The organism is Prevotella sp. LMAG:51 (genome assembly GCF_008680225.1).
GTDB lineage: Bacteria > Bacteroidota > Bacteroidia > Bacteroidales > Bacteroidaceae > Prevotella > Prevotella pectinovora.
In genome coordinates this window covers 84447-106323 of record NZ_NALQ01000003.1, presented here as the reverse complement: position 1 = coordinate 106323, position 21877 = coordinate 84447, and the positions used below count along the sequence as shown (strand labels likewise).

Sequence of the window (21877 nt, the reverse complement as noted above, 5' to 3'; positions counted from 1 at the left end):
ATTCAATCCTCCAATTAATATACGTAGCAAAGAACCTCACCACCGATCTTCAGGTCGGCAGCCTCTTTGTTAGTCATTACACCTTTGGATGTAGATAATATTGCAATACCTAATCCGTTGATAACTCTCGGCATTTCCTTGTAACCAGCGTACTTACGAAGACCTGGGGTGGAAACTCTCTTAAGGCACTTGATTGCGTTTGCCTTAGTCTGTGGGTCATACTTCAAGGCAACCTTGATAGAACCCTGAGGACCATCCTCTACGAACTTGTAGTTAAGGATGTATCCCTTCTCGAAGAGGATTTTAGTGATTTCCTTCTTCAAGTTAGAAGCTGGAACTTCTACAACACGGTGATGAGCCATGATTGCATTTCTCAACCTCGTTAGATAATCTGCTATTGGATCTGTCATTATATAAAATGTTTAATTAATCGGGCCTACCCCGACAATATTAAAAAATTGAAACTGCTTATTACCAGCTTGCCTTCTTAACTCCAGGGATGAGTCCTGCAGAAGCCATCTCACGGAACTGAATACGAGAGAGACCGAACTGACGGATATAACCCTTTGGACGACCTGTGATCTTGCAACGGTTGTGCAAGCGGATTGGGTTTGCATTCTTTGGAATAGACTGCAACTTACGAGCTGCCTCGTATGCCTCTACAGGATCGTTAGAAGTTGCGATAACCTTCTTCAACGCTGCGCGTTTCTCGGCATAACGTGCCACCAGTTTGGCACGTTTTACCTCGCGAGCTTTCATTGACTCTTTTGCCATATCTTATTTATCGTTTTTAGCGTTCTTGAAAGGAAGGCCGAAAGCCTTCAACAAAGCATAACCCTCTTCATCCGTGTTGGCAGATGTCACGAAAGTGATGTTCATACCCTGGATGCGGTCGATAGAGTCGATGTTGATCTCCGGGAAGATGATCTGCTCTGTAACACCAAGTGTGTAGTTACCACGGCCGTCGAACTTGCTCTCGATACCCTTGAAGTCTCGGATACGAGGAAGGGCGATGCGCACGAGTTTCTCGAGGAACTCATACATGCGCTCACGACGCAATGTCACCATAACACCGATAGGCATCTTCTTACGAAGCTTGAAGTTAGCGATATCCTTCTTAGAATATGTTGCTACTGCCTTCTGACCAGTGATAGCAGTGATTTCGTTGATAGCGACATCAATGATCTTCTTGTCCTGTGTCGCATCTCCGAGACCCTGGTTTACAACGATTTTCTTGAGGGCAGGAATCTGCATCTTAGAAGAATAGTTGAACTGTTTCTGGAGTGCAGGAGCGATTGTCTCTGCGTAAACGGTTTTTAATTCAGCTGTATTCATTATTTGATTTCCTCCCCTGACTTTTTAGCGATGCGGACCTTCTTGCCCTCATCGTTCATCTTAATTGCAATACGAGTAGCCTTGCCACTCTTAGGATCTATCAAACTCAAGTTAGAGATATGTATAGAAGCTTCCTGCTTTACAATACCTCCCTGAGGGTTCTTAGCACTTGGCTTTGTGCTCTTAGAGACCATATTCACGCCCTCTACGATAGCACGCTGCTTGTCAACCAGTACCTTCAGCACCTTACCAGTCTTGCCCTTGTCCTCACCGGCCAGAACGATGACTGTATCGTTTTTCTTAATATGTAACTTATTCATTAATCTCTTACTTTAAATATTAAAGAACCTCAGGTGCCAAAGAAACGACTTTCATGTTGACTGCACGCAATTCGCGGGCAACAGGGCCGAAGATACGGCTACCGCGGATTTCACCAGCATTGTTCAACAAAACACAAGCATTGTCATCGAAACGGATGTAAGAACCATCAGCACGACGAATCTCCTTCTTTGTGCGAACAATCAAAGCCTTAGATACTGCACCTTTTTTCAAATCACTTGACGGGATGACGTTCTTTACAGAAACTACGATCACGTCACCAACACTTGCATAACGGCGGCGTGTTCCACCAAGCACACGGATGCACAAAGCCTCACGGGCACCGCTGTTATCACATACAGTAAGTCTTGATTCTGCTTGTATCATATTTACTTAGCTTTTTCAATTATTTGAACTAATCTCCATCTCTTTGTCTTACTCAAAGGACGAGTTTCCATAATGAGGACTGTATCACCTACGTTAGCCTCATTCTTTTCATCATGAGCGTGGTATTTCTTTGTCTTCTGGACAAACTTACCATATATAGGGTGCATCTCCTTGAACTTAGAGGCAATAACAATGGTTTTATCCATCTTGTTACTGATAACGACACCCGTTCTTGTCTTTCTTAAATTTCTTGTTTCCATCTGGACCATTGTTATTTGTTAAGTTCTCTCTCGCGGAGTACTGTCTTCATGCGTGCGATGTCACGACGTGCCAACTTAATCTGAGATGGATTCTCTAGAGGAGTGATCGCATGATTAAGTTTCATCTGATTGTACTTTGCAACCTCTGACTCTATTCTCTCTACCAAGTCCTTGGTTTCGAGTTCTTTTACTTCTTTAATCTTCATAATTAAGCGTTTTTATCGAAATCACGTCTAACAATAAATTTAGTCTTAACAGGCAATTTCTGCGCTGCGAGACGAAGAGCCTCCTTTGCTATGTCAAAAGAAACGCCTTCAACCTCGAAAAGAACGCGTCCTGGAGTAACAGGGGCTACCCATCCTGCTGGATCTCCCTTACCTTTACCCATTCGGACGTCAGCAGGCTTGCGAGTGATTGGTTTGTCCGGGAAAATGCGGATCCATACCTGACCCTCACGCTGCATATAACGATTGGCTGCGGTACGGGCAGCCTCTATCTGGCGGCTATCCAACCATTTTGCCTCAAGTGTCTTGATACCGAATGATCCGAAAGCCAGCTGTGTACCTCTGTGAGCGTTGCCTTTATTACCACGTCCATCTTGAGGTCTTCTGTATTTTACTCTTTTAGGCTGTAACATGTTTGTTTCTAACTTTAACGGTTATTGTTTCTCTTACGGTTACCTCTTGGCTTGCCACCCTGACGTCCGCCATTAGACTTCTCCTGTGTGAAGTTAGGTGTGAGATCTACCTTGCCGTAAATCTCGCCGCGGCAAATCCAAACCTTGATACCAAGCAGACCAACCTTTGTGAGTGCCTCTGCCTGACAGTAGTCGATGTCAGCGCGGAATGTATGCAGAGGAGTACGTCCCTCCTTGTACATTTCCTTACGTGCCATCTCGGCACCGTTCAGACGGCCAGTGATCTGTACCTTGATACCCTCAGCACCTGCACGCATAGTGTTTGCAACAGCCATTTTGATAGCACGACGGTAAGCGATCTTACCCTCAACTTGTCTTGCTATGTTATTAGCAACGATTGATGCGTCAAGCTCAGGCTTCTTAACCTCGAAAATATTAATCTGAATCTCCTTGTCGTAGAGTTTCTTCAACTCTTCCTTCAACTTGTCAACGTCTTGACCACCCTTACCAATGACGAGACCCGGACGGGCTGTGCATATAGTGATGGTAACAAGCTTCAAAGTACGCTCGATGACGATGCGGGAAACGCTAGCCTTAGCCAGACGCTCGTTAAGATACTTACGGATTTTGGTATCCTCTACCAAATTATCGCCGAAGTTCTTACCACCGAACCAATTTGACTCCCAACCTCTAATGATACCAAGACGGTTGCTTATTGGATTTACTTTCTGTCCCATTCTACTATATTATTTTTCATCATTAGTTTTGGCATCAACAAACAGAGTGATGTGGTTGCTACGCTTGCGGATTCTGTAACCACGACCCTGTGGTGCCGGTCTCATACGTTTCATTGTAACGCCCTCGTCAACGAAGACCTTAGAGATATAAAGTTCACCGTCTTCAGCCTTACGGTCATTTTTTGTTTCCCAGTTTGCGATAGCAGAGCGCAACAACTTCTCTACGTCTGCAGCAGCAGCCTTGTTAGAGAATTTGAGAACTCCAAGGGCGCGGTTAACCTCCATGCCACGAACCATGTCAACTACATAGCGCATTTTGCGTGGAGAAGAAGGAACGCCATTGAGCTTCGCAAAGTACATTGTTTTCAAGGCCTCTTTTCTTTTCTCAGCCGATATTTTTTTTCTTGCTCCCATTTTAATTTCTTTTTACAATGGTTTGCCTGTTATTTCTTATTACCAGCATGTCCGCCGAAACGACGTGTTGGTGAGAACTCACCAAGCTTGTGGCCGACCATGTTTTCGGTAATGTAAACAGGAATAAATTTATTTCCGTTATGAACTGCAACAGTGTGACCCACAAAATCAGGGGAAATCATTGATGCTCTAGCCCATGTTTTAACGACACTCTTCTTTCCGCTTTCATTCATAGCGAGAATTTTCTTCTCGAGCGATACGTTAATGTACGGACCTTTTTTTAATGAACGACTCATAATTTACTCTAATTAACTTGATTATTTCTTAGCTCTTTCAATAATATACTTGTTAGAATGCTTCTTTGGAGCTCTTGTCTTGAGTCCCTTAGCATACAAGCCCTTACGTGAACGTGGATGACCTCCAGACTGACGTCCTTCACCACCACCCATTGGGTGATCAACTGGGTTCATTACAACACCACGGTTGTGTGGACGACGACCAAGCCAACGTGAGCGACCTGCCTTACCAGACGACTCAAGAGCGTGGTCCGAGTTACCTACGCTACCTACAGTAGCTCTACAAGCACTAAGAATCTGACGAGTCTCGCCAGAAGGGAGTTTGATAACACAATAACTGCCTTCACGAGAAGTCAACTGAGCAAAATTACCAGCCGAACGAACGAGCAGGGCACCCTGTCCAGGACGCAATTCAATGTTGTGAATTACTGTACCTACTGGAATGTTAGCGAGCGGGAGAGTGTTTCCAATCTCAGGCGCTGCATCCTTACCAGACATCAGGGTAGTACCTACCTGCAGTCCATTGGGAGCAATAATGTAACGTTTTTCTCCATCTGCGTAGAACAAGAGAGCGATACGAGCCGAGCGGTTTGGATCATACTCAATTGTCTTAACTACAGCTGGAACACCATCTTTCTCTCGTTTGAAGTCGATCATACGGAACTTCTTCTTGTGACCGCCGCCACGATAGCGGACAGTCATCTTACCGGTGTTGTTTCGACCGCCGGTAGAACGTTTACCGTAAACGAGAGACTTCTCTGGCACGGATGCAGTAATCTCCTCGAACGTGCCAATAACCTTGTGTCTTTGACCCGGTGTAACCGGTTTAAATTTACGTACTGCCATTTTTTATTTTAGATATTGCTGTAAAAATCAATTGTATCGCCCTCTTTCAGAGTAACGATTGCCTTCTTATACGCGTTCTTCTGACCCTTGATGAGTCCGGCCTTTGTATAGCGGCTTGAGCGCTTACCAGCGTAACGAAGCGTATTTACATTAATTACTGTAACGTTATACAGACTTTCAATTTCTTTCTTAATCTCGAGCTTACCAGCCTCTGGGCGAACGATGAAGCCATACTTAGCCTCTGCCTTCTTTGTGCGTGTCTCACCCTTTACCTTGTAAGTTTTCTCAACAGAAGACTTGTCTGTAATTTTAGTCATCTTCTCAGTGACCAATGGTTTGATAATGAATGCCATAATTTACTGTCTCCTATTAATTTATTTTGTTAAGATTCCGTCGATTGCCTTGAGCGAATTTTCAGTCACGACAAGAACATCAGCGTTCAAAACCTTGTAAGTATTGAGGGCCGATGCAGTCATGATTTCGGTACGCTGCAAATTTCTAGCTGACAAATATACGTTTTTATTTACTTCTGGCAAAACCAAGAGAGTCTTACGTCCGTCAACTTTAAGATTTTTAGCAACATTTACGAATTCTTTAGTCTTTGGAGCCTCAAAAGTGAAGTCCTCAACAACAACTATAGCATTCTCCTGAGCCTTGTAAGAAAGAGCGCTCTTGCGTGCGAGAGACTTAACTTTCTTGTTCAGCTTGAAACGATAGTCACGTGGTTTAGGACCGAATACGCGACCACCACCAACGAGTACAGGTGAGTTGATATCACCACGACGTGCGCCGCCGCCACCTTTCTGACGTCCGAGCTTACGTGTAGAACCAGCATGCTCACTTCTCTCCTTAGACTTTGCTGTTCCCTGACGCTGGTTAGCGAGGTACTGCTTTACATCGAGATAAAGAACATGGTCATTAGGCTCAATTCCGAAGATTGATTCGTTTAACGTAACCTTTCTTCCAGTGTCCTCACCTTTGATATTTAATACGCTAATTTCCATTATTTCTCAATTATTACGGTTGAACCATTACAACCAGCTACACTTCCCTTAACGAGAATAAGATTGTGCTCTGGAATTACCTTTAACACTTTGAGGTTCTGAGTTGTCACTCTGTCACCTCCCATTTGTCCGCCCATGCGCATTCCCTTGAATACCTTTGCTGGGTAAGAACAAGCACCGATAGATCCCGGTTTGCGGGCGCGGTCGTCCTGTCCGTGAGTAGACTGTCCTACACCACCGAATCCGTGACGCTTAACGACACCCTGGAAACCTTTACCCTTTGAGGTACCTACAACGTCAACGAAGTTTGTGTCGTTGAAGATCTCAACCGTAATGGTGTCACCGAGGTTGTACTCCTCGTCAAACTTGAACTCGGCCAAGTGTCTCTTTGGTGTTGTACCTGCCTTCTTGAATACGCCGAGCATAGGTTTAGTGGTATTCTTCTCCTTCATCTCGCCGTAAGCCAACTGATAGGCCTGGTAACCGTCCTTCTCAACGGTCTTTACCTGAGTTACAACACAAGGACCTGCTTCGATAACAGTGCACGGTACATTCTTACCGTCGGCACTGAAAACGGATGTCATTCCGATTTTTTTTCCAATTAATCCTGGCATTTCAATTAATATTAAAAAATTAAACTATACTTTGATTTCTACTTCTACACCGCTTGGCAACTCAAGCTTCATCAGGGCGTCAACAGTCTTTGCTGTTGAGCTGTAGATGTCGATAAGACGCTTGTAATCGCTGAGCTGGAACTGCTCACGAGACTTCTTGTTAACGAAAGTAGAGCGGTTAACGGTAAAAATACGCTTGTGTGTAGGCAATGGAATAGGACCGCTAACGATGGCACCTGTAGCCTTTACTGCCTTCACGATCTTCTCTGCTGACTTGTCAACCAACTTGTGGTCGTAAGACTTCAGCTTGATTCTGATTTTCTGACTCATTTTTAATTTTGAAATTAATAATATAAGAAATAAAGAGAGAGGCACGTCAATTAAGAGTCATACGCTAAATGGCGTCCTCTCTCTCTAATATGTGTTTTTTACAGGAGGTCTGTACGACCCTTAACTTCCTCGAGCACTGCCTTGGCGATAGTGTTAGAGAGAGCTGCATGATGGTCATACTCCATAGAGCTTGTAGCACGACCTGAAGTGATTGTACGGAGAGCTGTTACATAACCGAACATCTCTGCCAGCGGAACCATAGCGCGAACGATACGGGCACCAGAACGAGTCTCGTCCATTCCCTCTACCTGTCCACGGCGCTTGTTCAAGTCACCGATCACGTCACCCATGTTCTCCTCTGGAGTAACAACCTCGAGTTTCATGATAGGCTCCATAAGAACTGGACCTGCCTTAGCGCAAGCGTTCTTGTAAGCCTGGAGAGCAGCGATTTCGAATGAAAGCTGGTCGGAGTCAACCGGGTGGAATGAACCATCCACGAGAACTACCTTCAAGCTGTCCATAGGATAGCCACCGAGAACACCGTTCTTCATTGCGTTCTCAAATCCCTTCTGTACTGATGGGATGAACTCCTTAGGAATGTTACCACCCTTAACCTCGTTGATGAACTGGAGTCCGCCCTCCTTGTAGTCCTCGTCGATAGGACCAACGTTTACGATGATGTCAGCGAACTTACCACGACCACCAGACTGCTTCTTGTAAACCTCACGGAGGTTAACGGTCTTGGTGATAGCCTCCTTGTAGTTAACCTGAGGCTTACCCTGGTTACATTCAACCTTGAACTCTCTCTTCAGACGGTCGAGGATGATGTCGAGGTGAAGCTCACCCATACCAGAGATAACAGTCTGACCGCTCTGCTCGTCAGTGTGTACTGTGAAGGTTGGGTCCTCCTCAGCGAGCTTGGCGAGACCGATACCGAGCTTGTCAACGTCAGCCTGGCTCTTTGGCTCAACAGCGATACCGATCACTGGATCAGGGAATGTCATTGACTCGAGTACGATTGGGTGCTCCTCGTCGCAGAGAGTATCACCAGTACGGATATCCTTGAAACCTACACCTGCACCGATGTCACCAGCGTCGATAATCTCCATAGGAATCTGCTTAGCAGAGTTCATCTGGAACAGACGGCTAACGCGCTCCTTCTTGCGTGAGCGGGTGTTGTATACATAAGAACCAGCAACCACCTTACCAGAGTATACGCGGAAGAACACGAGACGACCAACGTATGGGTCGGTAGCGATCTTGAACGCAAGAGCTGATGTAGGCTCATCCTCAGATGGCTTACGGTCTTCCTCTGCACCTGTATCAGGGTTAGTACCCACGATGTTCGGTGTATCGAGTGGTGATGGCAAGAATGCGCAAACATAGTCAAGAAGAGTCTGAACACCCTTGTTCTTGAATGAAGAACCACAGAGAACCGGTGTGCACTCCATTGCGAGAGTACCCTTGCGGAGAGCTGCCATGAGTTCCTCTTCTGTTATAGAATCAGGATCCTCGAAGTACTTCTCCATGAGAGCCTCGTCGAATTCGGCAGCAGACTCAACCAGCTTGCCTCTCCATTCCTCAGCCTCGTCCTTGAGGTCAGCTGGAATTTCGTCTACCTCATACTCAGCACCCATTGTCTCATCGTGCCAGAAGATAGCCTTCATCTTGATAAGGTCGATCAAGCCCTTGAAAGTCTCCTCGCTACCGATAGGCACTACGAGAGAAACAGGGTTGGCACCCAGCACTTCCTTCATCTGACGGAGTACGTCGAAGTAGTCAGCACCTGAGCGGTCCATCTTGTTCACGTAACCCAGACGAGGTACATTATACTTGTCAGCCTGACGCCATACGGTCTCAGACTGTGGCTGAACACCACCTACTGCACAGTAAGTAGCAACAGCGCCATCGAGTACACGGAGTGAACGCTCCACCTCAGCGGTGAAGTCAACGTGTCCCGGAGTATCGATCAAGTTGATCTTGTATGACTTGCCTGCATAGTTCCAGTTACAGGTAGTAGCAGCAGAGGTAATGGTGATACCACGCTCCTGCTCCTGTGCCATCCAGTCCATTGTAGCGGCACCGTCATGCACCTCACCAATCTTATGAGTCTTACCTGTATAGAACAGGATACGCTCAGAAGTTGTTGTCTTACCGGCATCGATGTGAGCCATAATACCGATATTGCGGGTCAAATGTAAATCTTGCTTTGCCATGATTCTTTTTTACCTTATCAAAAAATTAAAATCTGAAGTGAGCGAACGCACGGTTAGCCTCAGCCATACGGTGCATGTCCTCCTTACGCTTGAAGGCACCACCCTGGTTGTTGAAAGCATCCATGATCTCTGCAGCCAGCTTGTCAGCCATTGACTTTCCGCCGCGTTTGCGAGCGAAAGCGATCATGTTCTTCATAGAGATGCTCTCCTTGCGGTCTGGGCGAATCTCTGTAGGCACCTGGAAGGTAGCACCACCGATACGACGGCTCTTAACCTCCACCTGTGGAGTGATATTGTCGAGAGCAGTCTTCCAAATCTCAAGGGCAGACTTCTCCTCATTTGACATCTTCTCCTTTACGGTATCCAATGCTTTGTAGAAAATTTCGTATGAGGTGTTTTTCTTTCCGTCATACATCAAGTGGTTCACGAACTTAGAGACCTTCTGGTCGTTGAAAACTGGATCCGGAAGGATCACGCGTTTCTTTGGTTTTGCTTTTCTCATTTCTTGTTTTGAAAATAAATTCTGCTTGGGGCTGTCAATGTTCTTCAGTGCTCTCTCTTGAGCCGCTTACTCAACCTGTTATAACAATTCTCCAGCAAAACGATTAAAATGTTAGATTTTAAACCTCTCGGTTATGATTACTTCTGCTTTGGACGCTTAGCACCATACTTAGAGCGACGCTGTGTACGGTTAGCTACACCTGCGGTATCAAGAGTACCACGAACGATGTGATAACGCACACCAGGAAGGTCCTTAACACGACCACCGCGAACAAGCACGATTGAGTGCTCCTGCAAGTTGTGTCCCTCTCCTGGAATGTAAGAGTTCACCTCTTTCTGGTTTGTCAAACGAACACGGGCAACCTTTCTCATTGCCGAATTAGGCTTCTTAGGGGTTGTGGTGTAGACACGGACGCAGACTCCACGACGCTGAGGACATGAGTCCAAAGCTGGAGACTTGCTCTTGTCAACAAGCACCCTTCTGCCTTTTCTTACCAATTGCTGAATTGTAGGCATTGTTTTTAATTTTTAATTTTATATTTATTATTTTGTTATTATCAAGATATTACAATACGGTCTCAGCCATAAGACCAATTTGGGTTGCAAAGGTAGGAACTTTTTTTTATATTACCTAATAAATGGAGTCTTACAACTTTTCTTACACTCATAATTTTACACGATATATACTTTATTAACGTTTTGTAACGCAAAACAAGAACAAAACCATGACTTAAGACACGCAATATAACAAGCTGAATAAGAAGAAATTAAAAAACATCTACGTCCTGCCGACAGATACACGTCACACATATACACCTTAGCCGCCATCAAAGGCGAAACGGAAAAGGCACAGACAAAAGCTGATAGTCAGAACGTCTCAAGAAAAAGTTCAGACTATATTGCATTTTCAGCGACCACGGATGATATGGCTTCAAAAAAATAGGTACAACACCCAGGCAAACACTTCAGAAAGTTATTTTTCGCTCCTATATATATAATAAGGTGTAAAAATTTTGTTTATTTCCGACTATTGCGTATATTTGCAGAAACCAACAGCAAGCTGATGAGGAAAGCACTTCTATCAATACCCAAGAAATTCGGGCTACTGACATTTGTAATTGTCTGTATCCTGACAGCATGCAGCAAGAAAGACGAGAAGGCTCACTGCATAATGCCTGCCGGCACCACTCTTGAAGAGGGCGACATAGTGCTGCGCAAAGGAACAGGACTTACCAGCCGCGCCGTGAGAATAGCCGACGGCGGGTCAGACTTCTCCCACTGCGGCATCATCGTTGACTCATGCGGCAGGAAGATGGTGGTACATGCCGTACCCGACGAACCGGACTTCGAGGGCGACGTTGACAGGGTAAAGATGGAGCGGCCTGAGGATTTCTTCTCCACCATCAGGGCATCAAAAGGATGCGTGCTGAGATACCGAGACAGGGAAACGGCAGAGAAGAGCGCCCGCCTTGCCTACGGGATATACAAACGGGGCACGCTCTTCGACGACGACTACAACGACAGCGACACCACGAAGATGTATTGCAGCCAGCTCGTGGCACATGTATACCAGAAATGCGGCATCGACATCACCAACGGCATACGCCACGACGCGATACTGCCGGGAGTGAAATTCAGCCACGTCATCTACCCCTCCGACTTTCTCAGATGCCGCAAGCTGAAGAGAATCGTCACATTCCAGGACACACAATGACGGCACCGGCAAAAGGAACAAACGATGACGACATTCACAAAAGAGCGAGTGACGACATTCTCAAAAGAGAACAAGTTACAACAGCATCAAAGGAACGAACGATGACAACACTATTTATTTAAATAACATTATTAACTAAACCCAACTACAATTATGAAAAAGCTAATGACAGTTTTAGGTGTCCTTATCCTGACACTCGTGATGACATCATGCAACAGCAACACTCCTACCAAGGTTGCCGAAAAGTCAATTGCCTGCATCCAGAAGGGCGACTACGAGGGATATGTGGACCTCATCTATCAGAAGAAGGAAGAGGGCAAGGACAAGAAGGAGATTGAGGACGAGAAGCAGATGCTCGTAGCCATGATGAAGGACAAGGCAACGAAGAAATTTGAGAAGCAGGACGGCATCAAGTCATACGAAGCTCTGAGCGAGGAGATCTCAGAGGACGGCAAGACTGCCATAGTAAAGATGAAGATAGTGATGGGCGACGGCTCCGAGACCACCGACGACATCAAGCTCCGCAAGGATGAGGACGGCAACTGGAAGTTGGATATCGGCAAATAACCGCCAGCCTTGCTGACAAACAAACAAAAAGACGGATGCGCATCGAGTATCATCTCTACTGCGCATCCGTCATTATTTTTTCCGCGATGCCATCCATCCGCCATCAACGGGGATTGCCGCATCCGTAATTAGCCTATAGATCAAGCCTCGCCCTTGTTTACGTTGAATGGAGCGATGGTCTTGCCTTCCTGACCAGGAAGCTGTATCTTGCCGAACTCGTGCTCATACTTAGCCACGTTCTCCTGAAGAGCCATGAGCAGACGCTTGGCGTGCTCCGGAGCGAGAATCACACGGCTGTTGATGACTGCCTTTGGAAGACCTGGCAATACGCGAGCGAAGTCTGCGATGAATTCTGAACGTGAGTGGGTGATGAGTGCGAAGTTTGCATATTCACCCTGAGCAACATTCTGAGGAAGTTCGAGCTGGAACTGTCCCTCCTGCTTTTCTTTATTTTCCATAAATTTAAAATTTAAGTCTCTGATATTTTTTTAAAATAAGGCAATAATGGTTGGCCGCAATGTTTACGCCATCCGTCTTGTCTGTAATCACTGATGTGGTCTCACCGAGAATCGAACTCGGATCTAATCTTTAGGAGAGACTTGTTCTATCCATTGAACTATGAGACCCCTATGCACCTCTGCGCACATCGGTTTTTTGTAACGATTGCAAAGGTAACATTTTTTTTTGTTTATCTCGCATTTTACGGATAAAAAATGGCATCAACCTTTCAACATCTCACTGAGGGCGTTGGCGAGCTGGTCCGGACAACTTGTGTTCTTGAAACCGCAAGTCACACCACGCAGCTTCTCCACCACCTTTTCCGCCGGCATTCCCTCCACGAGTTTTCCGATGCCTTTCAGGTTTCCGTTGCAGCCACCAGTAAACGACACGTTGTTGATGGTATTGTCGTCGTTGAGCTCGATGTGTATTGCCTGACTGCAGGTGCCCTGAGTCATATAATCATAAATCTTCATAATGTTTTCGTTGTTTATATTACATAATATTATTGTCTGAACCCACGGTCTCCCCATATCGGCAGACCTAACCGATGCGGTGGTATGTGTCGATTACATTCTGTCCATACACCTCTCTGCCTGTGAATCGGAGTTCTTCTCCGGCCAGCATCGGAGCCGCCGTACCGCCGTCCACCACTACCGGTGCCGTCTCCACTCTTATCTCGTCAAACAGTCCGGCACGCAGGAAGCCCTTCAGCGTCTCCGCTCCACCTTCCACCATCAGCGACTGCACTCCTTGTCCATGCAGCCAACCGGCTATCTGTCCGGGCACGGTGTCGCCGTTGTCAAAGCAGAGACCATCGAAACACGGATGCTCCCGGTCTATCACGATGCGCTTAGGGTCATTGCCAGCCCATAGGCGCACATTGAGTTTCGGCTTGTCTCTCTCCGCCGTCACTCGTCCGACGAGTATTGCGTCGTATTCGCTCCTCAGCTTATGCACGAGCATCTGCGTGTATGGAGTAGACATGCGCAGCGGTTTATTACAGTCGTCGAGGAAACCGTTTGCCGTCTGACACCATTTCAGCAATATATACGGACGTTTGAGTCTATGGAATGCGAAGAAGCGCTTGTTCAGTTCGTTGCATTCCTCCTCAAGCACTCCCACAGTGACTTCGATGCCAGCCTCACGCAGTTTTCTGATTCCGTTGCCATGCACTTTGGCAAAGGGGTCAACACAGCCCACTACCGCCCTCTTCACCCCCTTCCGGATGATGAGGTCGGCACATGGCGGTGTCTTGCCGTAGTGAGAACAGGGTTCGAGGCTGACATATATCGTAGCCTCTTTCAGCAGATGTTCGTCTGCCGCCTTCACCGAAGCGAAGGCGTTCACCTCGGCATGGCCTTCTCCGCAGCACACGTGGTATCCCTCACCGATAATCCTGCCGCCGCTCACTATCACGGCACCCACCATAGGGTTTGGCTTGGCGTTCTGCATCCCGTTCTTTGCCAGTTGCAGACAGCGCATCATATATCTTTCATCTGTGGTCATAATCCTGAGAGTTTTATCCCCAAACGGCAATATGACCGATTGGGAGGAGTAATCAAAAGACGGGCGTTTGTTCCTTTCCGCCAAACGCCCGTCCTTATTAGTCATTCAATAGAGGTCTAATCAATAAAACATAGCAGAGAGTCCCGCTTTTCCGTAGCGATCGTCATCATCGTTATAGATGTTGTCGAGTTCAAACTCTTCCTCATTGTAGCACTTAGGTGTACGCTTCATAGTTATTCCTCCTATTGCCGCCTGTCTCATCCGGCGGCGGTTAATTCCACATCGGCGCTGAGACATCACCGTTATATCGGTTGATGAGGAAAACCTGTCCTGCCCATTATAAGGAAAGGTACAGGTCACCCCTGCATTCATGCTTATCCCACCTGGCTGCCCGGCTTCACCTCGCGGTCAATGCGTGTCACGCTAAGGCTGCCGTCGAAGTTCTCTGCGCTGAGAATCATTCCCTGGCTCTCGATACCCATCAGTTTGCGTGGGGCGAAGTTTGCGATGAAACAAACCTGCTTGCCTACGAGTTCTTCCGGATTATAGAACTTGGCTATTCCGCTGACGATGGTGCGGTCGGTGCCCGAACCGTCGTCGATGGTGAACTTGAGGAGCTTGTTTGCCTTCTTCACCTTCTCACAGGTCTTTATCGTTCCCACACGGATGTCGAGCTTTTCGAAATCCTCGAAGCTCACCGTAGGTTTGATTTCCTTTGCCTTGTATTCAGCAGCCTCGTTCTGCTTCTTTATCTCAGCCAGTTTGTCGAGCTGATGCTGTATCGTCTCGTCCTCTATCTTCTCGAAGAGCAGTTCCGGTTCGTTGAGCTGATGACCAGCCTTCAGCAGGTCGGTAGCACCGAGCTGGTTCCAGTCGCAGCCATCGATGTTTATCATCTTGCGGAGCTTGGCGCTGCTGAACGGCAAGAACGGTTCGAACGCAATGGCGAGGTTTGCCACGAGCTGCAGCGAGATATACAGGATTGTCTCCACACGCTTCGGATCGGTCTTCCACACCTTCCACGGTTCGCAATCGGCGATATACTTGTTTCCTATACGCGCCAGATTCATTGCCTCCTTCTGTGCATCACGGAACTTGAACACGTTGAGCAGGTCTTCCACCTTCTTCTTCACGTCCTTGAATTCCTCAAGCGTCTGCTTGTCGTAGTCTGTCAGTTCTCCACACTCCGGCACCACGCCGTTCCAGTATTTCTTGGTGAGCTGCAGCGCACGGTTCACGAAGTTTCCATATATACCCACGAGTTCGCTGTTGTTGCGCTCCTGGAAGTCCTTCCAGGTGAAGTTGTTGTCCTTTGTCTCAGGAGCGTTCGCCGTGAGCACATATCTCAGCACATCCTGCTTTCCCGGGAAGTCCACGAGATATTCATGCAGCCAGATAGCCCAGTTGCGGGAAGTGGAAATCTTGTCGTTCTCCAGATTGAGGAACTCGTTTGCCGGTACGTTGTCCGGCAGTATATAATCTCCGTGAGCCTTGAGCATCGTCGGGAACACGATGCAGTGGAACACGATATTGTCTTTACCGATGAAGTGCACGAGTCGCGATGTTGGGTCCTGCCACCATTTCTGCCATGTTCCCCAAGTCTCGGGATTGGCGTCGCAGAGTTCCTTCGTGTTCGAGATATATCCGATAGGGGCATCAAACCACACATAGAGCACCTTGCCGTCAGCTCCCTCCACCGGCACCGGGATACCCCAGTCCAGATCGCGGGTCATTGCACGTGGCTGCAGATCCATGTCGAGCCATGACTTGCACTGTCCGTACACGTTCGGTCGCCATTCCTTGTGTCCCTCCAATATCCACTTCTTCAGCCAGTCCTGCCATTTGCCGAGCGGCAGATACCAGTTCTTGGTAGGTTTCTTCACCAGGCCGTGGCCAGGGTTGTTCTTGTTGGTAGGGTTGATAAGCTCGTCTGGCGAGAGGGTGGCTCCACATTTCTCACACTGGTCGCCATAGGCTCCCTCTGCTCCGCATCTTGGACAGGTGCCCACGATGTTGCGGTCGGTGAGGAACTCTCCTGTCACCTCGTCGCAGAACTGGTTTTCGGTCTTCTCCTCCAGCTCTCCCTTGTCGTAGAGTGTGCGGAAGAAGTCTGATGCGAACTTATGATGTATAGCCGATGTCGTGCGGCTGTAGATGTCGAACGAAATGCCGAAGTCTTCAAACGACTTCTTGATGAGCGAGTGGTAGCGGTCTACCACCTCCTGAGTAGTGATGCCTTCCTTGCGTGCACGGATAGTGACAGGCACTCCATGCTCGTCGCTACCGCCGATGAACATCACTTCCTGTTTCTTCAGTCTCAGATAGCGCACATAGATGTCTGCCGGTACATACACTCCGGCGAGGTGGCCGATATGCACTCCGCCATTGGCGTATGGCAGGGCGGCGGTCACGGTGGTGCGCTTAAAATTCTTCTCTTCCATATATATAATAATGTATTATCTTATATTTATATAATGTGTATCACAAGTTTTCAACTGCAAAGTTAGTGTTTTTTTCGAATTTCACGTTAAATATCGGCGATTAAGTTTGTAGGTCAATGCGTTAAACGATAATTTTGCAATTCTAACACTTATGAGATGAGATACAATGACTTGTGGCGAGAACTCGCCGCCATATATGGCGAGAACGAGGCGAAGGCTGTATGCCGCACCGTTCTCGACGACCTTTTCGGCATGTCGCTCACGGATATCGTGTGTGGCGGTGTGGAGAGTCTGTCTTCTGCCGACACACAGGTGCTCTCCTGCGCCATGACAAGGCTGAAGGAGGGAGAACCCGTGCAGTATGTCACCGGCAAGGCACCGTTTGCCGGCCGCATCTTCGGTGTGGCGCCTGGTGTGCTCATCCCACGTCCCGAGACGGAGCAGCTCTGCGACATCGTTGCCGGCCTCACCGCCGCCCTGCCCCACCCTGCCATCCTCGACATCGGCACGGGCAGCGGTTGCATAGCCTGCACTTTGGCATTGGACGATGAGAGTCGGGAGGTGTCGGCATGGGATATCTCCGACAAGGCTCTCGGCATAGCCCGGGATAATGCGGAAAGGCTCGGAGCAAGGGTGAATTTTGTGAAACAGGATGCCCTGAACGCTCCCCACGACACCGACAGGTGGGACGCCATAGTGAGCAACCCTCCGTATATCTGCGGCAGGGAGAGGAGCGGCATGCACTCCAACGTGTTGGACCACGAGCCTCATCTGGCACTTTTCGTCCCCGACGACGACCCGCTGCTCTTCTATCGTGCCATCGCCGGCTACGGATGTCATGCGCTGCGCCCTGGGGGATGGCTTTGCTTCGAGATCAACGCCCTCTATGCCAACGAGATGGAGACAATGCTCGGCGATATGGGATATCGGGGCATCAAGACGATAAAGGACATCTACGGCAAGAACAGGAACACTATATGCAGAAAATGATGAAGGGGAAGAAGGAAATTACGGAAAAGGAGGCCCTCAACAAGCTCGCCGCACTGTGTTCACGTGCGGAACACTGCTCGTTTGAGATGCGGCGCAAGATGACGCTATGGGGACTGGCTGAGGATGCCCAGAACCGTGTGGTGGATGCTCTTACGGAGGGCAGGTATATCGACGACGAGCGTTATGCCCGAGCTTTTGCCAACGACAAGGTGAGATACGACAAGTGGGGGCGCCACAAGGTGGACCAGGCTCTCTATATGAAGCATATCAGCGAGGATATCCGCCGGCGGGTTATCGACGAGATTGAGGAAACGAGTTTCACCGACTCGCTGCGCCCTCTGCTGAAGGCAAAGATGAAGAGCGTGAAGGCGAAGAGCGACTACGAACTGAGTTGCAAGCTTATCCGCTATGCCCTCGGCAGAGGTTACGACATGGAGGAAATACGCAACTGCCTGGGAGAATTATACCGGGAGGAAGAAGTGGCTGAGGATGATTTTCAGTGAATTCCCTACATCGGGGATACAGCATAGTTTGCAACCCACCATATCTCTTTATCTTTTGGAATGAGTGTTTATAAATGCGCGAAAAGTCTAAGAATAGTGAAATGGTTTACGCCTTCCGCTTTTCTTTTCTAAATTCGCGGACAAATAAAAATCTAACGTCCAATTGAGGGATGTAAGTAAAAGCGCAGAAAATGAAATAAGCATCGAACGATATCCTTTGGTTTTGCAGCCAACTTCAACAGGCTGAGCGAACCATTTCCGTGGCTCTGGAAAAAGCCGAAGAGTTCTCCGAAGAAGACAAAGCGATTATGGGTAGGATCTTGCCCGACGTTGAACTGATCGACATCACGTTGCTGCAATTGCTGTCGCCCACAATGCCGTAAACGCTAAAGCAGAAAACAATTCTCGTTATGGTATTTAAGGTATTTCAGATGTGGTTTCTCAAGCTTCGTCAGGTGCAGTTCACCGCTTAGCCCGAGGGTCTTACGGTCAAACTTGTCTATCAGTCGGGAACAAAGCAACTGCCCCTTTTGATTGAACGTAATATATCCCAAGTCGAACAGTTTGTCGTAATTGGGGAGCAACAGCAGACCATTGTAGGGGTCTAAGCGCTCTTTGTTGTCGGAATCTCTCCAAGGCTTAATGTGCGAAGCTATGAGCATCCAAGTCAAGGGACATTGGCTGATGGCGCAACCATGCCAATAATCTATAAGTTCGTTGCAGAACAATCCCTGTCCCAAACGCAATTTTATGATCGATTGCTTTTCAGTTACTTTGATCGTATGGTCGTTTTCCACGGTTCTCAATTCCCGCAAGATAGAATCATTTATCCTACCATAATAATCCGAATGAAAGCGAGAAACTTGTGGAGCCCAGCCCTAAAATCGGAGATGCTCTTCTTGCTGGTGTAAACGCTCCTGCTCTCACGTTTCAGGTCTTCTTGGCGCAATATGTCCTCTATCTTCTCTTGTGTGAGCGTTTCGTCCAAAAGATAGTGGTGCGCCAAGAATTTCATTCTCGTCACATAGTCACCGCTTGTCTTTTTGGCAATGCCGCCATATTTCACCATATAATGGTAGAAGTCGGCTTGCAAGTCTGCGTACCTTTCTATATTAGACATACCCTCCAACCTGTTATAAGAATCAATGAGCCACTATTATCAGCATGCTCAATCTTTATTTTCGTTTTCCTCGCTGAACGCCTTTATATCGTCAGTAAGTATTCAACATCACTCAACCTTCTTTGGCAGTTTGCTTGAAGTCTTTTCTATTTTCTTCTCGTTGCTTGCCACTCTGCGTTCCACCTTCTTGATGTCCTCAGCAGGAGGAAGGTTTTCGGGTCTTATACCTCGTTGCCCCAGCATCTGCCTTACGCTGACATTATTCTGAATGTGTTCGGCAGTAATGCTCGGTTCACCATAAAGGTCTTTCTGCTCCACATTGTAGTTTGTCATTTCTGTTGCGAGGTTCTTTGCAGCAATGGTCAGCGTAGGCAGAAAATCAGCCAATGGGCGTGTTGACTTGATGCCGAGGCGAAGTTTCATGTCTTCGGTGGTATGTCCGCCAAACAAAGCCGTGTCACCTTTTGAACGTATACGACCAAATCCACGGTCATCAACACCACGCTCATAAATATTGCGAGACAATTGTTTTTCTGAAGCACGCAACCGATCGCGTGTTTCCAGACGTGAAACTTGCTGCAAATGCTCAGCTATAAGTTCAGCCCGCCTTGTCTGCAATGCGAAATAACCTTGTGCAAACGCTATTTCTTCTTTCTTTGGATCACCGTTCTGAGCTATGAGATAACAGGCAAAACGAGTGAGCATATAGTCCTTGACTTCACGCTTAGCACCTTTTGCTAAGCTTATCATTTTCGTGACCTCACGAAAATGATCATCCACATTGATATTCTGTGACTTACATGATTCCACAGCTCTGCCTATAGCTATTGTAAAATTCTCCCAACGTGCATAGCCAAGAACCGACTGAAGCTCGCGAGCAAACCATACTTCAACCTTTTCTTTGCCATTATCGCTCTCAATGTAATGCGTTATCTCATTGAAAGCAGATGTATGCTGATTTATTCTTTGAATATCCATGTTATAATATTTCTTTGTTTTCTTCTTTTTCCTCACTAAACACTCCCCATAAGACCAAGATTATAGCTAAAGCCTAACACCTCGTCGGCATACTGCGCTTGTTCGACAGGAAGAGTGCGGTAACATTGATTAGATAGGGTATTTGAGCGCAAAGATAAACATAAAACACAACAATCTCGCATAAGCCTGTCGAAATTTCGGTTTATTTTGCAGAGAGCATCCGCTGACAAAAGTTGATAGCCAAATACCAACTCTACAACCGATGCAACAGGGAAGCGCATAACCATAAAAAAACTCAGCCGGTTTCTCACGAATACGGCTGAGCTCGATGTGAGCAATTGCTCAACATACCAACATTATTCAATCAACATTTATTCATCTAATTATAAGAAACATTTATTCTATTCATTTAATTCTGCCATGAAGGATTGAAGCGAACTTAATCTCGACCATATTGTTTGTCGAAAAAACGTTGGCTTAAAACCATACCAAATATTTGTCTATCATTCCATACATCCAAATGCCTGTTCATCCTCACAGAATGAACGCTATCACATAAGCAGCATCGTCTTGTTTGCAAATTAAGGAAAAATATTTCATATTGGCAAATATTTTACTGTTTTTATTACGTTTTTAAACAAAATGACATGTTATAGTGAAAATTAGCATCTATAAATGTCGTAGCTTTTAGATTCGTTAACCCAAATCAAAATCCAAGCAGGCAGTTATTAGAATTATATATTAAACGGCCTAATGACCGATTTGTGGTTAACGATAATCAAGCACAAAATATAAACATAAGAATGTTTTTTCCGCGAAAAAGTATCATAGTATCATTTTACGGTCTCACAGAACGACTAAAATCCTGCAAGCCAACGAGTAACGCCAATGATACTTTTCCGAACTCTTTACAGAAAAGTATCATTGATGTATCATCGAAATATCATACCGTTTTATGTTGTTTTAACCCCAATCGGTCATTAGGGCCATCCTGACCTTCCTAATGGGAAAGGACAAGTTACTCTGCATATTGCCATCAGCCCCCACCTATCCTCCCCCGTAGGGGAGGGACTGGTTACTCTTGACTGCCTGTTTACCAGTGGTTATCCATAATTTTGCAAATTGACCACCAATGGTCATCAGTATGCGAAGTAAACCGCACCACCAGTCTATGGCAGAAACGGGATAAACTGCATCACCAGTCTATGGCAGAAACGGAATAAACTGCATCACCAGTCTATGACAGAAACGGAGTGAACTGCACCACCAGTCTATGGCAGAAACGGAGTAAACGGCATCACCAGTCTATGACAGAAACGGAATAAACTGCATCACCAGTCTATGGCAGAAACGGAGTGAACTGCACCACCAGTCTATGGCAGAAACGGAGTAACCTGCACCACCAGTCTATGACAGAAACGGAGTAACCTGCATCTCCCCTTCGGGGGAGAACGAGAGGGGGCTGAAGTCAGAGGCAGAGTAATCTGTTACTCCCATTTGGGAATGTTAGGTTGTAACCAAGAGCGTATGGGTTACAGATAAAACACCCTAAACCCATTTGTCATTCCGTGATGTCGCTGTATCCCCAGCCTATGGTTGATGGACAGCAGTCTATGATCCTGTCAGAGAGTACAAAATCTGCCCAACTGGGGCAACGTGCTT

The 21877-nt window shown here is 47.0% G+C and carries 31 protein-coding genes and 1 tRNA gene; 4 read left to right on the top strand and 28 right to left on the bottom strand.

Going from position 1 to position 21877, the window contains the following annotated elements; genetic code table 11:
- Positions 1 to 14: 14 nt before the first annotated feature.
- From rpsH to rpsL, 19 genes are all read right to left on the bottom strand, one after another.
- Positions 15 to 410 carry a 30S ribosomal protein S8 gene (gene rpsH / locus CCC32_RS00685; RefSeq protein WP_022315736.1) on the bottom strand — a complete coding sequence of 132 codons (396 nt, stop codon included), beginning with the start codon at positions 408 to 410 and terminating at the stop codon, positions 15 to 17.
- A 61-nt stretch (positions 411 to 471) separates the two neighbouring features.
- On the bottom strand, positions 472 to 774 hold the full coding sequence (gene rpsN / locus CCC32_RS00680) for a 30S ribosomal protein S14 (protein ID WP_022315735.1): 303 nt from the start codon (positions 772 to 774) through the stop codon (positions 472 to 474).
- Positions 775 to 777: 3 nt separating this feature from the next.
- Entirely contained in the window at positions 778 to 1335 is a 558-nt protein-coding gene (gene rplE, locus CCC32_RS00675; protein WP_022315734.1) for a 50S ribosomal protein L5, read from the bottom strand.
- Positions 1335 to 1655, bottom strand: coding sequence for a 50S ribosomal protein L24 (gene rplX / locus CCC32_RS00670; protein WP_022315733.1), 321 nt, complete (start codon positions 1653 to 1655; stop codon positions 1335 to 1337). The genes rplE and rplX overlap by 1 nt, the downstream gene beginning before the upstream one ends.
- A gap of 19 nt (positions 1656 to 1674) precedes the next feature.
- Entirely contained in the window at positions 1675 to 2040 is a 366-nt protein-coding gene (rplN, locus tag CCC32_RS00665; protein WP_009231165.1) for a 50S ribosomal protein L14, read from the bottom strand.
- Positions 2041 to 2042: 2 nt separating this feature from the next.
- Positions 2043 to 2309: a 30S ribosomal protein S17 gene (gene rpsQ, locus CCC32_RS00660; protein WP_082026239.1), complete on the bottom strand. Its 267-nt coding sequence runs from the start codon at positions 2307 to 2309 to the stop codon at positions 2043 to 2045.
- A 2-nt stretch (positions 2310 to 2311) separates the two neighbouring features.
- Positions 2312 to 2506, bottom strand: a complete 195-nt coding sequence (gene rpmC, locus CCC32_RS00655) for a 50S ribosomal protein L29 (RefSeq protein WP_022315731.1) — start codon at positions 2504 to 2506, stop codon at positions 2312 to 2314.
- A 2-nt stretch (positions 2507 to 2508) separates the two neighbouring features.
- The gene (gene rplP, locus CCC32_RS00650) at positions 2509 to 2937 is read right to left on the bottom strand and encodes a 50S ribosomal protein L16 (RefSeq protein WP_287071483.1); all 429 of its coding nucleotides are present in this window, start codon (positions 2935 to 2937) and stop codon (positions 2509 to 2511) included.
- Positions 2938 to 2951: 14 nt separating this feature from the next.
- Positions 2952 to 3674, bottom strand: coding sequence for a 30S ribosomal protein S3 (gene rpsC, locus CCC32_RS00645; protein WP_022315729.1), 723 nt, complete (start codon positions 3672 to 3674; stop codon positions 2952 to 2954).
- A gap of 9 nt (positions 3675 to 3683) precedes the next feature.
- Positions 3684 to 4088 carry a 50S ribosomal protein L22 gene (gene rplV, locus CCC32_RS00640; protein ID WP_022315728.1) on the bottom strand — a complete coding sequence of 135 codons (405 nt, stop codon included), beginning with the start codon at positions 4086 to 4088 and terminating at the stop codon, positions 3684 to 3686.
- 29 nt (positions 4089 to 4117) lie between these two features.
- A complete protein-coding gene (rpsS, locus tag CCC32_RS00635) occupies positions 4118 to 4384 on the bottom strand; it encodes a 30S ribosomal protein S19 (RefSeq protein WP_022315727.1) in 267 nt (88 codons plus the stop codon).
- Between the two features lie 21 nt (positions 4385 to 4405).
- Positions 4406 to 5230: a 50S ribosomal protein L2 gene (rplB, locus tag CCC32_RS00630; protein ID WP_042519092.1), complete on the bottom strand. Its 825-nt coding sequence runs from the start codon at positions 5228 to 5230 to the stop codon at positions 4406 to 4408.
- Positions 5231 to 5238: 8 nt separating this feature from the next.
- Complete coding sequence (gene rplW / locus CCC32_RS00625; RefSeq protein WP_022315725.1) at positions 5239 to 5583, bottom strand: 50S ribosomal protein L23; 345 nt, start codon at positions 5581 to 5583, stop codon at positions 5239 to 5241.
- Positions 5584 to 5604: 21 nt separating this feature from the next.
- Positions 5605 to 6234: a 50S ribosomal protein L4 gene (gene rplD, locus CCC32_RS00620; RefSeq protein WP_022315724.1), complete on the bottom strand. Its 630-nt coding sequence runs from the start codon at positions 6232 to 6234 to the stop codon at positions 5605 to 5607.
- Positions 6234 to 6848, bottom strand: coding sequence for a 50S ribosomal protein L3 (gene rplC, locus CCC32_RS00615; RefSeq protein ID WP_022315723.1), 615 nt, complete (start codon positions 6846 to 6848; stop codon positions 6234 to 6236). Before rplC ends, rplD begins: the two co-directional genes overlap by 1 nt.
- A gap of 24 nt (positions 6849 to 6872) precedes the next feature.
- Positions 6873 to 7178 (bottom strand): 30S ribosomal protein S10, encoded by a 306-nt coding sequence (gene rpsJ / locus CCC32_RS00610; protein ID WP_009228666.1) that lies wholly within the window; start codon positions 7176 to 7178, stop codon positions 6873 to 6875.
- A gap of 98 nt (positions 7179 to 7276) precedes the next feature.
- Complete coding sequence (gene fusA / locus CCC32_RS00605; protein WP_022315722.1) at positions 7277 to 9394, bottom strand: elongation factor G; 2118 nt, start codon at positions 9392 to 9394, stop codon at positions 7277 to 7279.
- Positions 9395 to 9419: 25 nt separating this feature from the next.
- Positions 9420 to 9896: a 30S ribosomal protein S7 gene (rpsG, locus tag CCC32_RS00600; protein ID WP_022315721.1), complete on the bottom strand. Its 477-nt coding sequence runs from the start codon at positions 9894 to 9896 to the stop codon at positions 9420 to 9422.
- A gap of 137 nt (positions 9897 to 10033) precedes the next feature.
- The gene (gene rpsL / locus CCC32_RS00595) at positions 10034 to 10411 is read right to left on the bottom strand and encodes a 30S ribosomal protein S12 (RefSeq protein WP_022315720.1); all 378 of its coding nucleotides are present in this window, start codon (positions 10409 to 10411) and stop codon (positions 10034 to 10036) included.
- Between the two features lie 547 nt (positions 10412 to 10958).
- Between rpsL and CCC32_RS00590 the strand changes: the two genes are divergently transcribed.
- Together CCC32_RS00590 and CCC32_RS00585 are read left to right on the top strand one after the other, a co-directional pair.
- Positions 10959 to 11609 carry a YiiX/YebB-like N1pC/P60 family cysteine hydrolase gene (locus tag CCC32_RS00590; RefSeq protein WP_156145696.1) on the top strand — a complete coding sequence of 217 codons (651 nt, stop codon included), beginning with the start codon at positions 10959 to 10961 and terminating at the stop codon, positions 11607 to 11609.
- 153 nt (positions 11610 to 11762) lie between these two features.
- Complete coding sequence (locus CCC32_RS00585; RefSeq protein ID WP_042519095.1) at positions 11763 to 12176, top strand: DUF4878 domain-containing protein; 414 nt, start codon at positions 11763 to 11765, stop codon at positions 12174 to 12176.
- 140 nt (positions 12177 to 12316) lie between these two features.
- Here CCC32_RS00585 and CCC32_RS00580 read toward each other — a convergent pair whose 3' ends face one another.
- The 6 genes from CCC32_RS00580 to metG all read right to left on the bottom strand — a co-directional run bounded on the left by CCC32_RS00580 (position 12317) and on the right by metG (position 16624).
- Positions 12317 to 12634: a DUF3467 domain-containing protein gene (locus CCC32_RS00580; RefSeq protein ID WP_022315717.1), complete on the bottom strand. Its 318-nt coding sequence runs from the start codon at positions 12632 to 12634 to the stop codon at positions 12317 to 12319.
- 96 nt (positions 12635 to 12730) lie between these two features.
- Positions 12731 to 12802 (bottom strand) — tRNA-Arg (locus CCC32_RS00575).
- Positions 12803 to 12895: 93 nt separating this feature from the next.
- Positions 12896 to 13150 carry a TIGR03905 family TSCPD domain-containing protein gene (locus tag CCC32_RS00570; protein WP_042519097.1) on the bottom strand — a complete coding sequence of 85 codons (255 nt, stop codon included), beginning with the start codon at positions 13148 to 13150 and terminating at the stop codon, positions 12896 to 12898.
- A 67-nt stretch (positions 13151 to 13217) separates the two neighbouring features.
- Positions 13218 to 14183: a bifunctional diaminohydroxyphosphoribosylaminopyrimidine deaminase/5-amino-6-(5-phosphoribosylamino)uracil reductase RibD gene (ribD, locus tag CCC32_RS00565; protein ID WP_022315715.1), complete on the bottom strand. Its 966-nt coding sequence runs from the start codon at positions 14181 to 14183 to the stop codon at positions 13218 to 13220.
- Positions 14184 to 14303: 120 nt separating this feature from the next.
- Complete coding sequence (locus CCC32_RS00560) at positions 14304 to 14444, bottom strand: hypothetical protein (RefSeq protein WP_231572921.1); 141 nt, start codon at positions 14442 to 14444, stop codon at positions 14304 to 14306.
- 113 nt (positions 14445 to 14557) lie between these two features.
- Positions 14558 to 16624 (bottom strand): methionine--tRNA ligase, encoded by a 2067-nt coding sequence (metG, locus tag CCC32_RS00555; RefSeq protein WP_022315713.1) that lies wholly within the window; start codon positions 16622 to 16624, stop codon positions 14558 to 14560.
- Positions 16625 to 16780: 156 nt separating this feature from the next.
- On the opposite strand from metG, the gene prmC reads away from it, so the two are divergent.
- On the top strand, positions 16781 to 17614 hold the full coding sequence (gene prmC, locus CCC32_RS00550) for a peptide chain release factor N(5)-glutamine methyltransferase (RefSeq protein ID WP_287071456.1): 834 nt from the start codon (positions 16781 to 16783) through the stop codon (positions 17612 to 17614).
- Positions 17602 to 18117 carry a regulatory protein RecX gene (locus tag CCC32_RS00545; RefSeq protein WP_353755982.1) on the top strand — a complete coding sequence of 172 codons (516 nt, stop codon included), beginning with the start codon at positions 17602 to 17604 and terminating at the stop codon, positions 18115 to 18117. Before prmC ends, CCC32_RS00545 begins: the two co-directional genes overlap by 13 nt.
- 386 nt (positions 18118 to 18503) lie before the next feature.
- On the opposite strand, the gene CCC32_RS12620 is transcribed toward CCC32_RS00545, so the two are convergent.
- The 3 genes from CCC32_RS12620 to dinD form a co-directional block, all read right to left on the bottom strand.
- Positions 18504 to 18914, bottom strand: coding sequence for an HNH endonuclease (locus tag CCC32_RS12620; protein WP_353755980.1), 411 nt, complete (start codon positions 18912 to 18914; stop codon positions 18504 to 18506).
- 29 nt (positions 18915 to 18943) lie between these two features.
- Complete coding sequence (locus CCC32_RS00540) at positions 18944 to 19237, bottom strand: hypothetical protein (RefSeq protein WP_287071453.1); 294 nt, start codon at positions 19235 to 19237, stop codon at positions 18944 to 18946.
- A 108-nt stretch (positions 19238 to 19345) separates the two neighbouring features.
- On the bottom strand, positions 19346 to 20215 hold the full coding sequence (dinD, locus tag CCC32_RS00535; RefSeq protein WP_044073934.1) for a DNA damage-inducible protein D: 870 nt from the start codon (positions 20213 to 20215) through the stop codon (positions 19346 to 19348).
- Between the last annotated feature and the right edge of the window lie 1662 nt (positions 20216 to 21877).

Excerpts from the sequence above, each read along its gene's own strand:
- rpsH (WP_022315736.1), bottom strand. The coding sequence starts at position 410 with ATGACAGATCCAATAGCAGATTATCTAACGAGGTTGAGAAATGCAATC.
- rpsN (WP_022315735.1), bottom strand. The coding sequence starts at position 774 with ATGGCAAAAGAGTCAATGAAAGCTCGCGAGGTAAAACGTGCCAAACTG.
- rplE (WP_022315734.1), bottom strand. The coding sequence starts at position 1,335 with ATGAATACAGCTGAATTAAAAACCGTTTACGCAGAGACAATCGCTCCT.
- rplX (WP_022315733.1), bottom strand. The coding sequence starts at position 1,655 with ATGAATAAGTTACATATTAAGAAAAACGATACAGTCATCGTTCTGGCC.
- rplN (WP_009231165.1), bottom strand. The coding sequence starts at position 2,040 with ATGATACAAGCAGAATCAAGACTTACTGTATGTGATAACAGCGGTGCC.
- rpsQ (WP_082026239.1), bottom strand. The coding sequence starts at position 2,309 with ATGGTCCAGATGGAAACAAGAAATTTAAGAAAGACAAGAACGGGTGTC.
- rpmC (WP_022315731.1), bottom strand. The coding sequence starts at position 2,506 with ATGAAGATTAAAGAAGTAAAAGAACTCGAAACCAAGGACTTGGTAGAG.
- rplP (WP_287071483.1), bottom strand. The coding sequence starts at position 2,937 with ATGTTACAGCCTAAAAGAGTAAAATACAGAAGACCTCAAGATGGACGT.
- rpsC (WP_022315729.1), bottom strand. The coding sequence starts at position 3,674 with ATGGGACAGAAAGTAAATCCAATAAGCAACCGTCTTGGTATCATTAGA.
- rplV (WP_022315728.1), bottom strand. The coding sequence starts at position 4,088 with ATGGGAGCAAGAAAAAAAATATCGGCTGAGAAAAGAAAAGAGGCCTTG.
- rpsS (WP_022315727.1), bottom strand. The coding sequence starts at position 4,384 with ATGAGTCGTTCATTAAAAAAAGGTCCGTACATTAACGTATCGCTCGAG.
- rplB (WP_042519092.1), bottom strand. The coding sequence starts at position 5,230 with ATGGCAGTACGTAAATTTAAACCGGTTACACCGGGTCAAAGACACAAG.
- rplW (WP_022315725.1), bottom strand. The coding sequence starts at position 5,583 with ATGGCATTCATTATCAAACCATTGGTCACTGAGAAGATGACTAAAATT.
- rplD (WP_022315724.1), bottom strand. The coding sequence starts at position 6,234 with ATGGAAATTAGCGTATTAAATATCAAAGGTGAGGACACTGGAAGAAAG.
- rplC (WP_022315723.1), bottom strand. The coding sequence starts at position 6,848 with ATGCCAGGATTAATTGGAAAAAAAATCGGAATGACATCCGTTTTCAGT.
- rpsJ (WP_009228666.1), bottom strand. The coding sequence starts at position 7,178 with ATGAGTCAGAAAATCAGAATCAAGCTGAAGTCTTACGACCACAAGTTG.
- fusA (WP_022315722.1), bottom strand. The coding sequence starts at position 9,394 with ATGGCAAAGCAAGATTTACATTTGACCCGCAATATCGGTATTATGGCT.
- rpsG (WP_022315721.1), bottom strand. The coding sequence starts at position 9,896 with ATGAGAAAAGCAAAACCAAAGAAACGCGTGATCCTTCCGGATCCAGTT.
- rpsL (WP_022315720.1), bottom strand. The coding sequence starts at position 10,411 with ATGCCTACAATTCAGCAATTGGTAAGAAAAGGCAGAAGGGTGCTTGTT.
- CCC32_RS00590 (WP_156145696.1), top strand. The coding sequence starts at position 10,959 with ATGAGGAAAGCACTTCTATCAATACCCAAGAAATTCGGGCTACTGACA.
- CCC32_RS00585 (WP_042519095.1), top strand. The coding sequence starts at position 11,763 with ATGAAAAAGCTAATGACAGTTTTAGGTGTCCTTATCCTGACACTCGTG.
- CCC32_RS00580 (WP_022315717.1), bottom strand. The coding sequence starts at position 12,634 with ATGGAAAATAAAGAAAAGCAGGAGGGACAGTTCCAGCTCGAACTTCCT.
- CCC32_RS00570 (WP_042519097.1), bottom strand. The coding sequence starts at position 13,150 with ATGAAGATTTATGATTATATGACTCAGGGCACCTGCAGTCAGGCAATA.
- ribD (WP_022315715.1), bottom strand. The coding sequence starts at position 14,183 with ATGACCACAGATGAAAGATATATGATGCGCTGTCTGCAACTGGCAAAG.
- CCC32_RS00560 (WP_231572921.1), bottom strand. The coding sequence starts at position 14,444 with ATGAGACAGGCGGCAATAGGAGGAATAACTATGAAGCGTACACCTAAG.
- metG (WP_022315713.1), bottom strand. The coding sequence starts at position 16,624 with ATGGAAGAGAAGAATTTTAAGCGCACCACCGTGACCGCCGCCCTGCCA.
- prmC (WP_287071456.1), top strand. The coding sequence starts at position 16,781 with ATGAGATACAATGACTTGTGGCGAGAACTCGCCGCCATATATGGCGAG.
- CCC32_RS00545 (WP_353755982.1), top strand. The coding sequence starts at position 17,602 with ATGCAGAAAATGATGAAGGGGAAGAAGGAAATTACGGAAAAGGAGGCC.
- CCC32_RS00540 (WP_287071453.1), bottom strand. The coding sequence starts at position 19,237 with ATGTCTAATATAGAAAGGTACGCAGACTTGCAAGCCGACTTCTACCAT.
- dinD (WP_044073934.1), bottom strand. The coding sequence starts at position 20,215 with ATGGATATTCAAAGAATAAATCAGCATACATCTGCTTTCAATGAGATA.